This is a genomic window from Barnesiella viscericola DSM 18177 (assembly GCF_000512915.1).
Classification (GTDB): Bacteria; Bacteroidota; Bacteroidia; order Bacteroidales; family Barnesiellaceae; genus Barnesiella; species Barnesiella viscericola.
On the sequence record NZ_CP007034.1, the window covers coordinates 2,755,916 to 2,769,439 of the forward strand.

Annotated in this window: 9 protein-coding genes; 7 read left to right on the plus strand and 2 right to left on the minus strand. The window is 50.5% G+C overall.

From position 1 onward, the window contains the following. Window position 1 precedes the first annotated feature (1 nt). From BARVI_RS11475 to BARVI_RS11505, 7 genes are all read left to right on the plus strand, one after another. Window positions 2-961, plus strand: coding sequence for a T9SS type A sorting domain-containing protein (locus BARVI_RS11475; protein WP_084547052.1), 960 nt, complete (start codon window positions 2-4; stop codon window positions 959-961). Between the two features lie 162 nt (window positions 962-1,123). Next, on the plus strand, window positions 1,124-2,059 hold the full coding sequence (locus tag BARVI_RS11480; protein WP_051401162.1) for a glycoside hydrolase family 43 protein: 936 nt from the start codon (window positions 1,124-1,126) through the stop codon (window positions 2,057-2,059). A gap of 35 nt (window positions 2,060-2,094) precedes the next feature. Then, the gene (locus BARVI_RS11485) at window positions 2,095-4,110 is read left to right on the plus strand and encodes a glycoside hydrolase family 97 protein (protein WP_025279382.1); all 2,016 of its coding nucleotides are present in this window, start codon (window positions 2,095-2,097) and stop codon (window positions 4,108-4,110) included. A gap of 27 nt (window positions 4,111-4,137) precedes the next feature. Next, window positions 4,138-5,658 (plus strand): GDSL-type esterase/lipase family protein, encoded by a 1,521-nt coding sequence (locus BARVI_RS13215; protein ID WP_025279383.1) that lies wholly within the window; start codon window positions 4,138-4,140, stop codon window positions 5,656-5,658. Between the two features lie 16 nt (window positions 5,659-5,674). Beyond that, a complete protein-coding gene (locus BARVI_RS11495; RefSeq protein ID WP_025279384.1) occupies window positions 5,675-7,984 on the plus strand; it encodes a glycoside hydrolase family 31 protein in 2,310 nt (769 codons plus the stop codon). Next, window positions 7,984-9,801: a glycoside hydrolase family 2 protein gene (locus BARVI_RS11500; protein ID WP_025279385.1), complete on the plus strand. Its 1,818-nt coding sequence runs from the start codon at window positions 7,984-7,986 to the stop codon at window positions 9,799-9,801. The genes BARVI_RS11495 and BARVI_RS11500 overlap by 1 nt, the downstream gene beginning before the upstream one ends. Before the next feature lie 8 nt (window positions 9,802-9,809). Further along, entirely contained in the window at window positions 9,810-11,744 is a 1,935-nt protein-coding gene (locus BARVI_RS11505) for a sialate O-acetylesterase (protein ID WP_051401127.1), read from the plus strand. A 524-nt stretch (window positions 11,745-12,268) separates the two neighbouring features. Here BARVI_RS11505 and prfH read toward each other — a convergent pair. Then, window positions 12,269-12,868: a peptide chain release factor H gene (gene prfH, locus BARVI_RS11510; RefSeq protein ID WP_025279387.1), complete on the minus strand. Its 600-nt coding sequence runs from the start codon at window positions 12,866-12,868 to the stop codon at window positions 12,269-12,271. Next, on the minus strand, window positions 12,865-13,218 hold the full coding sequence (locus BARVI_RS11515) for an RtcB family protein (RefSeq protein ID WP_025279388.1): 354 nt from the start codon (window positions 13,216-13,218) through the stop codon (window positions 12,865-12,867). The genes prfH and BARVI_RS11515 overlap by 4 nt, the downstream gene beginning before the upstream one ends. Window positions 13,219-13,524 lie beyond the last annotated feature (306 nt).

Sequence of the window (13,524 nt, forward strand, 5' to 3'; positions counted from 1 at the left end):
TATGAAACGAAATTTACTTTCAAGTATGCTTGCCGGAGCGGCAATGCTACTCGGCACCGCTGCCGCAACAGCTGCAATCCCTGAACACCTCTACATGGTAGGCGAAGCTTCGCCCAGTTTGTGGCACATCGACCTCGCAATAGAGATGACCAACGAAGGCGACGGCGTGTTCAGCTATCGCGGTGCCCTCTATAATCAGAATCTCCAATTCATTGATGCCCGGGACTGGGATACCGGAGTACGTTATGTACCCGAAGTAAGCGGTTCGTGGCTTATCAAAGCCGATGAGGCAACCATTATCAGCGGTATCGGCAACGAGAACCGTTGGTGGGTTACCGAACCCGGAACCTACGAAGTCAAAGTTTATTTCGGCGATGACGGCAATTCGGTGATGATAACAGCGCAATGGGTAGGAGAACTTGAACCCATGGTGGTCCCCTTGGGAGCCGCATCGGGTCAGTGGGACTGTTCATCCGTTCCCTATACCTACAATATCTATCCTAAGAAAGGGACAGAAGATATCTTCGTTTATGAATGTACCGTGATGCCGGGTGCAGATGGCAAACATATCAAGTTCATCTCCTACCCCAGCAACTTCTGGGAAACATGGTTCTATCTGCCGGAATCTACCGACAACGGGGTTGTGAAGTTCGTCAAATTCGGTGACAAACTGAACATCCGACGTGCGTGGAATGACGGTAACCTCGACCAGTTCTGGGGCTTTGCCGATGAAGACTGCACACCCGAGCTGAAAGTCAAGGTGACACTTAACCTCAATGACGATACTATCGAATTTTCCGAAGTCGATCCCTCCGGCATCGATGAGATTACGACAACCGCAGACCGCCGTGTCGAAGCTGTCTATAACCTCTCCGGTGCACGGGTAGACATCGACAACCTCAACAAGGGAATCTATATCGTCCGCTACAACGACGGTACTTCCGAAAAACTGATGAAATAACGTCCATCTCCGGAATATCCAAGTAAAGAACCCTGATGTTTTTATAAGATGTGCTTCGCCTCTTTTTTGAAACGAAGCGCATCTATTTTACTAAAATGTAACCGTAATGCCATAATGAAACCCGTTTTCTGCCTTTTGCTATTTTGCTGCGGATTGTGTCAAATGTCAGCCCTGAACATCGACGATATCAACATCCGTGATCCTTTTATTCTTACCGACAATGTGAAAAAGATTTACTACATGTATCGCACCTCCGACTCCATCATGGCAGACGGCAAGGTACGTGGAGGCGTGGAAGTATTCACAAGCCGCGACCTGAAAAAGTGGAACGGTCCGCAGACTGTGATGCGCATACCTGCCGACAATGGTCTGACAGGTACTGTATGGGCTCCCGAAGTACATAAATACCATGGCAAATATTACTTGTTTGCCACCATCAACAGCGACATCAAGTGGAAAAAGAGAAAAGAAGGATGGGGAGACTACACTTGGCGTGGCACACAGATTTTCCATGCCGACCGACCCGAAGGTCCGTTCAAGCCGTTCGACTGTTTTGTCACTACCCCGATGGACTGGATGGCACTCGACGGTACGCTGTGGGTGGAAAACGGTACGCCCTATATGGTATTCTGCCACGAATGGGTGCAGACCGAAGACGGCACTATGGAAGCCGTAGAACTAAAATCGGATCTATCGGCTATGGCAGGCGAACCACAGACACTCTTCTACGGCTCCGCCCCCGACTGGTCTACCGGCATAGAGCCTTCGCCCGGATCGCCCAAGGGCTACATTACCGACGGATGCTATCTCTACCGTACCAAGACCGGAAAACTGCTGATGATCTGGTCGAGTTTCAGCAACGGCGACTATGCCATCGGCATAGCCGAATCGATCACCGGAAGTGTGAAAGGTCCATGGCGTCAGCAGGAAAAACCGTTATTCGTGAAAAACGGCGGGCACGGCATGATTTTCAAGACTTTCGACGGAGGTCTGAGGCTGATCCTGCACCAACCCAACAGCCCCCTCGGTGCCGAACGGGCAAAGATCTTCGAGCTGGAAGATACGGGTAACACCTTGCAGTTAAAAAACAAACAATAAGTGAATCCAAAACCCAATCAGTCATAATTCATGTCATGAGAACAATCAAGTTTTACGCATTCGCACTCCTTCTGCTGTCGAGTTTCAACAGCATTTCGGCGAAAGAATACCGCCTGCAATCTCCTTCGGGCAAAATCGCTGCAAATATCGACTGCGGCGACAACCTGAGTTTTTCCGTCTGCTGCAATGGCAAAGAAGTCCTTGCCAAATCGCCCGTTTCGATGACACTGTCCGACGGGACTGTGTGGGGAGAGAAAGCCAAGACAACCAAAGCTGTGCGTAAATCGAACAAGAGCATTATCGAAAGCCCGTTTTCTCCGTCGGCAACTATGCCCGATGTCTACAACTCTCTTACCTTGCGTATGAAGGGAGGATGGAGCGTAGAGTTCCGCGCTTATGACGACGGTTTTGCCTACCGCTTTGCAAGCACATTGGACAAGCCCTACGAAATAGCCACGGAGCAGACCGACTTCAATTTCCCCGCCGACTATACCGCCTCGGTGCCCTATGTGCGCACGGGATCGGACGACAACATGCAGTCGCAGTTTTTCAACTCTTTTGAAAACCTCTACACGGTAGAGAGACTATCGGCTCTCAACCCGCGTCGTCTTGCATTTCTCCCCCTTTCGGTCGATACCGACGGCGTGACCGTAGCTATTACGGAAACCGACCTGAACGATTATCCGGGGCTTTATCTCTACAACCCCGACGGCACAAATTCACTCAAAGGCAAACATGCGCCCTACCCGACAAAAATTGTCGATGGCGGATATAACAATATAGAAGGCGTTGTCACCGAGACAGCCGACTATATCGCCCGCGTCGATGGTCCGCGCACATTCCCGTGGCGTATCCTTGTCATCGGCGATGACAAAGTCGTTGCATCAAGCAACCTGAGTTATCTGTTGGCGGAGCCGTCGCGCATCGCCGACACCTCATGGATCAAACCCGGCAAGGTGGCATGGGACTGGTGGAACAGCTGGAATATTACCGGAGTTGATTTCGAGGCTGGCATCAACACACCCACTTACAAGCATTATATCGACTTCGCGTCGGAGAACGGCATCGAATATGTGATTCTCGACGACGGCTGGGCTGCGGGCAAAGGGGAAAACCTCTTTATCCTCAATCCTGAAATCGACCTTCAAGAAATAATCGCATACGCCGGAAGAAAGAATGTCGGCATCATTCTATGGGCTGGTTACCGCGCCTTCGAACGCGACCTCGAAAAGGTGTGCAAGCATTATTCGGAGTTGGGAGTGAAAGGGTTCAAAGTAGATTTCGAAGACCGCGACGACCAACTGATGACCGCCTTCAACTACCGTGCTGCCGAAGTAGCTGCACGCTATCACCTCGTGCTCGACCTGCACGGGTCATATAAACCGGCAGGTATCAACCGCACGTGGCCCAACGTGCTCAACGTAGAGGGTGTGAACGGACTTGAAAACGTGAAATGGACCGAAATAGGCGATTTCGACATCATACAATATGATACCATGCTTCCTTTCCTTCGTCAGTTAGCCGGTCCGATGGACTATACCCAGGGGGCAATGGTCAATGCCGCGCGCCACAATTTCCGCCCTATCCACAGCCAGCCCATGGCACCCGGAACACGTGCACACCAGCTGGCACTGTACATGATCCTTTTCTCTCCGCTCAACATGCTCTGCGACTCGCCCAGCAACTATCGCCGCGAACAGGAATGTACCGATTTCATAGCCTCGGTTCCTACCGTATGGGACGAAACGAAAGTGCTCGACGGCAAAATGGGCGAATATATCGTGACCGCACGCCGAAAAGGCAACGACTGGTTTATCGGAGGTATCACCAATTGGACTCCTCGCGACCTGACCATCGACCTCAGCCCGCTGAACTTGAAAGAGGGTACTGAAATGACCATATTCACCGACGGAGCCAACGCACACCGCAACGGCAACGATTACCGGAGCCAAACCACTACTGTCGCTTCGGACTCTCTTCATGTACATCTCGCCCCCGGCGGAGGCTTTGCCGCCCACATCTGCGGCACAGATCCGACAAGCGATAAGTAACTTCCAATCCAATGACCAATTTCAGATATGAAAATCTTAAAAACATTTATTGCTATCGTCTTCGGACTCTTTGCAATGACAACAACGGCAGCCAACGATATTGCCAATTTTAACAGATATGCCAACGACAACAAACGTATAATGGAATTGCCCAACACAGGATCGCGTGTGGTGTTCATGGGCAACTCGATCACGGATTTCTGGCCGACCAACCGTCCGGAATTCTTTACCCTTAACGATTTCATCGGCAGAGGCATCTCCGGTCAGACCTCGTACGAAATGATCATGCGTTTCCGCGAAGATGTGGTGCGCCTCGCCCCGGCAGGTGTGGTAATCTGTGCCGGCACCAATGACATCGCTCAAAATCTCGACATCCCGTATGACGAGGAGCGCACGCTCGGCAACATCCTTTCAATGGCAGAAATAGCCAGTGCAAACGGCATACAGGTGTTTCTTGCATCGGTGCTTCCGGTAACCAGTTTCCAATGGAATCCCGCCATCACGAACCATAAAGATAAAATCGAAAACCTTAACAGGCGGATAAAGGAATATGCCGACGCACATGATATGCCGTATATCGACTACTATTCGGCACTGGTCTACGGCGACCGTGAATTCAACTATGCCCTTACCGGAGACGGCGTTCACCCCAATGCAGAGGGATACCGCATAATGGAAGGCGTTGTCCTGCCGATTATCCGCGAACGTATACAATTCGAAGGAGGTGTGATCCCCCAACAGGTAACGCTTTCGGGTTCGGCGATTGCCGAAGCCAATCCGGTAGTCTGCACCAAAGTGTCAATCACCGGATTCGAGGCTTTCGCAGAACTGAAAGCAGGCGGAAACCTCGAAATCAAGAATGAGGAAAACACATCGTTTTTCATAACAGACAACAAGATCGCAGAAAACGGACAACCGATGCAGGTTGCAAAAGACGGAGTGTACTGCATTTCTCTCGATTTCCTGACCAAGGTAGCTTCTGTCAAGGAGGTGACCTCGATGTGCGTGCTCAACTGCTTTAACAAAAAGAGCCTGGCAGACCTGACTTATGCCGGAGAGGGCAAATGGATCGGCGATTGGAACGTAAACCTTCAAATGGCATGGGGCGAAGAAAACCGCTACCGCCTGATGATGACTCTCGGCGACGAGAAAGTGAACTGGGGCTATACACGGGGTGCGACCATGGAACCTGACGGTACGGAAGATTATTTCCACATGATGCGTGTAGAACCAGCCAGCACTTGGGCTAATACCTGGCGTATCCCCGCAAGTTACGATGGGAAAACAGTCCGCCTGACAGTTGTTCTGCGAGGCACTTATACCCACCACTACACGGAAGTATCATCCGTAGCACAGGTAGAGACCAGAAATGCCGGGATCGTGAAACAGGAAGCCGATGCCTTTGTAAGTCTCGCCGACGCAATGATTTATAATATGGCAGGAGCTAAGGTACTGGCTGTGTCAAAAGGCGATGTCATCACTCTTCCCGAAGGAATTTATGTAGCCAAGTCCGGACCCTTCGCCGAAAAGTTCATAATAAGAAACTAACCAACTGCAATAATCTATGAAACGATTTTTGAACATCATCACATTTTTATCCGCCGCTATGGCTCTCTGGGGAGCAGATCTTAATCCGGTGGCAAACCCTGAGGCGGTAGTGACCGAAGGGGTAGTACGCATTACAGTCCTCACTCCCGAGATGATACGCGTGGAATACAGCCCGTCGAAACAGTTCGAGGACCGTGCCACATTTACGGTCGTGAACCGCAATCTGCCCGTACCTCACTTCACCAAGTCGGAGGATAATGAATTCCTCTACATCAACACAGACAAGCTGAAACTGAGATACCGCAAAGGTACAAATCCCTATTTCGAGCCGAACCCTCCCGCCAACCTCAGCATAACGATGGAACTCAACGGACGCCCCGTGACCTGGTTTCCCGGTCAGGGCGACGGAAAGAACCTCAAAGGTACTTACCGTACCCTCGACCGTTGCTTCGGCGACGGCTATCGTTCAAAGTTGGAGGATGGTCTGATTTCGCGTTCGGGCTGGGCTGTAATCGACGATTCGCCACAGTGCGTACGTACCGACGGCAGCCGCTCGCTCGCCCTTGTTCCCGATGAAACGGGCGTAGACTGGGTTGCTCCACGCGACGACAAACAGTCGCTCGACCTCTATTTCCTCGGCTACGGTCACGACTACAAACGCGCACTGCACGACTATACCCTTATTGCCGGCAAGATGCCGCTGCCACCGGACTATGCTTTCGGATATTGGTACAGCAAATATGAAAACTATACTGCCGACGATTACCGCAACATCATCAAAGACCTTAAAGAGAATGACATCAATACCGATGTCCTGATTCTCGACATGGATTGGCATTGGAACGGCGACCCGGATCCCAACAAATCCAACGGACGCGGCGGATGGACCGGTTGGAGCTGGAACTACAACCTGATTCCCGACCCGACAAAACTGCTCAAAGACATCCACGACAACGGACTGCATCTCGCACTCAACCTCCATCCAGCCATGGGCGTGGATGCTTCGGAAGACATTTTCCGAGGCATGGCGGACGATATGGGTCTCGATGCCGACACCACGAAAGTCATTCCGTGGCAACTCGAAGACAAAAGTTTCTATAAGGCATTCGCAAACAACTTCCTGCGCCCGTTCGAGAAACAGGGTGTCGATTTCTGGTGGCTCGACTGGCAGCAACATCTTACAAGTCCCTACACCGACGGCTTAGGAGAGACATTCTGGTGTAACCATGTTTTCTTCAACGACATGAAAGCAAACCGCTCCGACCGCCGACCGATAATCTTCCACCGCTGGGGAGGTCTGGGTAGCCATCGCTACCAGATCGGCTTTTCGGGCGACACGTTCATCAACTATGCCTCACTCGCATTCCAGCCTTATTTCACTGCCACGGCTTCAAACGTATGCTACGGATACTGGGGACACGACATCGGCGGACACATGTGGGACAGCAATTATCCGGTGAACGATCCCGAACTGCTGCTGCGCTGGTTCCAGTTCGGTGTATTCTCTCCGATATTCCGCAGCCATGCCGCAATCGGCACATGGATCAACCGCAAGATATGGACCTATGAGAATTTCCCGCAACTCAACGCGACGGTGAAGCTACGTTATGCCCTATTCCCCTACATCTACACCATGGCACGCAAGAGCTATGACACAGGTGTCGGAATCTGCCGCCCAATGTATTACGAGTACCCCGAAAACGACGAAGCCTATGTTTTCGAAGAGCAGTATTTCTTCGGCGACGACATCCTCGTAGCCCCGATCGTAGAACCCTCGGTCGATGGCGTAAGCAAAAAAAGAATCTGGTTCCCCGAGGGAAACTGGTGGTCGGTGGCTGACAACAAAATGGTCAAAGGAAATTCGATCCAGATACTCGACTTCACCCTCGACCAGATACCGTATTTCTATCGTGAAGGCGCTATCATCGTGAACAATCCCCCGGAAGTGAAAAGCACAACCGAACGTCCCGCCAAACTGATAGTCAATATCGTTGCCGGGAAAGACGGAGAAACGACGCTTTATGAGGATTCGGGCGACTCGAACGACTACGACACCCGTTTTGCCAACACCCGTTTCGCTCAGAAAACAACCGGATCTCTGGCATCCTACACCATCGCCGCCCGTGAGGGGATAGCCGACCGGCTGCCTTCGAAACGCGCCTACGAACTCCGCATCTATAACACCGATGCGCCCGCAGATGGAAAAGCAAAAGTAGACGGCAAGGAGGTGAAAGCCGAATACGATGTATCGACACGTTGCACCATTATCCATGTTCCGTCAGCCAAATGCAACAAAGCTCATGAAATAACCGTAAAATATAAATAATGAACCGATATCTTTTAGTAGCTGGCTTATTCGCCGGGGCGATTAACTTCGCCTCGGCTTATAAACCGGCAGGAAATAATATAATGACAACATGGGGCGAGAACATCGACCCCGCGAAAGTGTGGCAGGAATATCCCCGTCCTATTATGGAGCGCGGCGAATGGCAAAATCTTAACGGTCTGTGGGATTATGCCATCGTCGGTGCCGATGCCGTCACTCCGGCGGAGTATCAAGGAAAGATACTTGTACCATTCTGCGCCGAATCGGCTCTCTCGGGCGTAGGCAAAGAAGTCGGTGCCGACAATGCGCTATGGTATAAACGTTCTTTCACCGTTCCGAAGTCATGGCGCGGACGCGACATCTTGCTCAACTTCGGGGCTGTGGACTGGCAAGCCGACGTGTGGGTAAATGGTGCGAAAGTAGGAAGCCACACAGGCGGTTACACACCGTTCAGCCTCAATATCACTCCGGCACTCAAAACCGCAGGTGACAATGAACTGGTAGTGCGCGTATGGGACCCGACCGACCTCGGTCCGCAGCCGCGAGGCAAGCAGGTGGCAAAACCGGAACTTATATGGTACACTCCCGTCTCCGGCATCTGGCAGACCGTCTGGCTTGAACCGGTAAACCCGACACATATCTCCAATCTGAAAATAACACCCGACATCGACCGCAATACGTTGAGAGTCGAAGTGCTGTCGGCAGGTTCGGGAAACGGCTATATGACCGAGGTTACGGTAAAAGAAAGCGGCAAGACCATTGCTACGGGAAAAGCCCTCGCAGGCGAACCGATGGTTATCGGCATGCCCGCCGACGTGAAACTCTGGTCGCCCGACAGCCCCCATCTTTATGATCTTGAAGTGCGCCTCACCGACAAGGGCAAGACTCTCGATAAAGTAGACAGTTACGCAGCCATGCGTAAGATTTCCACGAAGATGGGCGACAAAGGAATGGTGCGCCTCCAACTCAACAACAAAGACCTGTTTCACTACGGGCTTCTCGACCAAGGGTGGTGGCCCGACGGATTGTACACCGCTCCATCCTACGAGGCGATGATATACGACATCGACAAGACCATCGACTGGGGCTACAACATGATACGTAAGCATATCAAGGTAGAACCCGCCACATGGTACACCTACTGCGACCGCAAAGGCATTATCGTCTGGCAGGATATGCCCAGCGGCGACAAAAACCCCGAATGGCAGGGACGAAACTACTTCGACGGAGAAGAGCTGCAACGCACTCCCGAAAGCGAACAAACCTATCGGAAAGAATGGAAAGAGATCATTGATGCTCTCTACAACTATCCGTGCATAGCTATATGGGTACCTTTCAATGAAGCTTGGGGCCAGTTCAAAACCAAAGAAATAGCCGACTGGACAAAGAACTACGACCCTTCGCGTCTGGTGAATCCGGCAAGCGGCGGCAACCACTACCCGTGCGGCGATATGGTCGATGTCCACAGCTATCCGTCACCGCCGGTGACCCATGTCTACGATGCCAAACGCGCCAACGTACTTGGCGAATATGGCGGTATCGGAATGGCGGTAGAGGGTCATATCTGGGCTCCCGACCGGAACTGGGGCTATATCCAATATAAGACTCCCGCCGAAGTGACCGACGCATACATCGGCTACGCCAACTATCTCGACCAACTTGCCTACGATTGGTTTGTCGGTGCCGTCTACACGCAGACGACCGATGTGGAAATCGAGGTGAACGGCTTGATGACCTACGACCGCAAAGTCATAAAAATCGACGAGGACCGCATCAGGGAAACAAACCGGCGGATAATAAAAAACCACAGTAAATAAAAATACAGATGAATATCATTCGGGGAATAGCAATTGTTGCACTTGCTTCCGTATCTACGGCAGCCATGCAGGCGAAAGTCACGCTGCCGGCGGTCTTTTCCGACAACATGGTCGTTCAGCAGAACTCGGTTCTGACCGTAACCGGAACAGCCCGCCCGCTGTCTACGGTAACATTCCGTTCAGACTGGACCGGAGGTGAGGGTAAAACCAGAACAGGCAAAAACGGACGTTTCGAGTTGAATATCCCGACTCCTCCCGCCGGCGGTCCCTATACGCTCATTTTTGATGACGGCTCGGGCAATGGGGAGAAGACCGTGCTGCAAAATGTGCTGTCGGGCGAAGTGTGGATTTGTTCGGGTCAGTCGAACATGGAATTCCCCATAAAGGGAGATTGGGCGCAACTGATGGATGCAGACGAAGTAGTTGCCACAATGCAGCGTCCTGCCCTGCGGCTGTTACAGATCAGGACCACGTCATCAGTCAATCCACTTGATGACACGGACGTTGAATACGGCTGGGCGGAATCCTCGCCCGCAGCGGCTTCCTTCTCGGCAATAGGCTATCTGTGCGGCAAAATGCTTCAAGATTCGCTGAATGTACCGGTAGGTATAATCGATGCAAGTTGGGGCGGCACACCTGTCGAGGCATGGACACCGTACGAAGCACTCAAAGGGGTGCCCGGGCTTGAATATCAATATGGTCTGCTGGGAAAAGGGAAAAACGAACAGGCTCTGAAAGATATGGAGATAAAGCGGGTTTACGAGTCGTATGACAGCCCCGGTAAAATAGCTTACCCGTATGACAGAAATGTGATGCAAAAGGGCAAAGGCTGGGGAAAGATGCCTGTACCGTCGATGTGGGAGGAGAACGTACTGCCCGGATTCGACGGCATTGTTGCGATGCAATATGAACTAATCCTCCCTGCCGAAGCCTCCGGGAAATCGTTAAAACTATGTTTTGGAGCTATTGACGACTGGGACACGGCATATTTCAACGGTGAAATGGTAGGTAGCGGTCAGATTTTTGACCGCATGCGGGAATACGAAGTAGACAGTCGGCTTGTCAAAGCCGGCAAAAACGTCATCACCGTGGAAGTCATCGACAATGGCGGAGGCGGCGGTATATGGAAATCGTCATACGCAATTGTAAATGGCGAAAGCCATAGTCTCGACGGAGAGTGGAACTATGCCATCGTGGCTGATTTTTCCAAAACAGACATACGATGCGAATGGCCGGAAAGCCAGTACTACCCCACTGCTCTCTACAACGCGATGATCAACCCGCTCAGAACGATGCCTGTTGCCGGCGTGTTCTGGTATCAGGGCTGTGCCAATGTCGGTAGAGCCGGGCAATACGAAATTTGTTTCAAAAACATGATAAATGGTTGGAGAAAAGCATTTGGCAATCCCTCCATGCCGTTCTATTTCGTGCAGCTTGCCGGCTTTATGCAACCTGTCGTTGTACAGCCCGAATCGGAATGGGCATTATTGCGTAACGCACAGTCAAAGGCTCTCGAACTGCCGCATACCGACATGGCGACGGCTATCGATCTTGGCAATCCGATTGATATTCACCCCACCAACAAGGCGGAAGTGGCACGGCGTCTGACTATGCTTGCGCTGGATAAAACCTATGGAATGAAGCAGAAATGTAACACGCCACGTTGCATAGATAGTAAAATCGGCGGCGGTTATGTGGAGCTGACTTTCAACGATAATATAAAAGCCACGGGAGGAGCCGTTACCGGATTCATAATCAAAGATAAAGATGGCACTTGGGCGTATGCAAATGCCCGACTCACCTCCGACCGTACAATAAGGCTGTCGTCGCCATTGGTACAAAATCCTGTGGCAGCCAGATATAACTGGGCGGATTATCCGGGCGGGAATCTCTATGGCATCGAGTCCGGACTTCCCGTCTTACCTTTCGCTTCCGACAAATAGGGAACAGCTAAAATAGATACTAATGGCTATGAAGTTTTTACGTATAATGCCATTAGATCTGTAAGTCGCGCCATCATCGACAGTACAAAGGCTACCGATGATGGCGCGATAAATTAAATCGTAAGTTCCGCATGTGCTTGGAATCCGTCTGACATAGAGCAGCTACACTTTTTCTAGCGAATAAACCAAAGTTCGATACATTTTTTCAAGCGAATAATATATGTAATCTCACACTTTTTCCAACGAATCAGACTTCTTTAAACACTTTTCCATCAAAATTGAGGCTCGAAATCTACACTTTTCCATGAAATCATCAACTTTACTTTATTCCCGTACTCATATATACGCCAATTAAAGTAAAGTCAAAATAAGGGAAGAAAAGAGATGGCTTCGCCAAACAGGCCAGCCGATTTACCGAAGTCTACCTATGATACTACCTATTTTTCTTTTGGCTGCAAAATCTTATAAATGACATATCTGTAATAACAAATTTGGGGTGTCTGATATTTATTTGCCGCTACAATTCATAATGCGCCCGAGAACGTTTTCACGGGATTTCCACGCAAGAGTGTAGTATGCTTGCCCCATTTGGACGAGCGAAACGATGCTGCGGCAGAATCTTTTGCTTGCTGTAACTTCAAGAGAAGCAGATTGCGTGCCATTTCCTTGTTTTGTGACTGTGAACGTTGTGAACAGCATCTGACAGAAAGCCCGGTAGGAAGATGAGTGGTGCGAACCGCAGTCTCCACTTTGTTGACGTTCTGCCCGCCATGCCCACCGGAGCGCATCGTTTCGTAAACAATATCTTTATCAAACACTTCCGGAAGTGTAACTGGTTCGATAAATTCCACTCCGACAAACCAATTCTTACGAGGATAGCCGGGACGGTAACGGTTTGACGTCGCCCGCCACAGTATAGTACCTGTCCACTCCAGTTCTTTAACGACATCAACTTCAGCAAGAAACAGCATCGACATATAGCAATCCGGCTCCGTGTTGTGCGGTTCGCTTTCCACGAGTTCCGCATCCGGAAAGTCTTTCAGCAGTTCACGGGCTACAAGCGTGACGGCGCGGGCACATTCCACTGGTCCCCGTCCGGCAGTAAGTTGTATATACTTTTTCATTGGGGAATATCTTTAATGTTTAAGCTGGGTTTGACCATCGTGGTGACTTCAGCGGTCGGCTCAATCAGGCGTAATATTTCTTCCATCGGCTTATAGGCCTGTGGCGATTCGTCAAGCGTACCGGGACAAACCGACGTGGAAAATATGCCGTTCATAGACTTTTCAAACTCCTCCATTGCGATATTCTTTTTGGCAGCATTTCTTGACATGACACGTCCGGCACCGTGCGGGGCAGAACTGTTCCACTCGGGATTCCCTTTTCCCACACAGATGGCAATACCATCGCGCATATTGAAAGGCAGGCAAAAGCGTTCTCCCGCTCCGGCTGCAACCGCCCCTTTGCGTAGCATGGGATATTCTTCACATACGGAACACTGCTGTCCGGAGAAGATTCTCCAAAGCAGCTATTATTAATTAATACTCAACTGGTTACGAGGATAATAAAATTTTTCGATTAGAAATCATAGTTTTGCAAGAAGGTATAAACAGCCAATTCTGCAAACTATGAACAAAGGAAAAACAATATTTGCACAGGTTATGTCTCTTATAAACACATACGAATTCACTAGTGTCCGGAGAAAAATTCTCCGACAAGGGTTTAATTATTAAACATCAATAATGTTATAAGCATTAGAAAATTTTTCGATTAGAACATC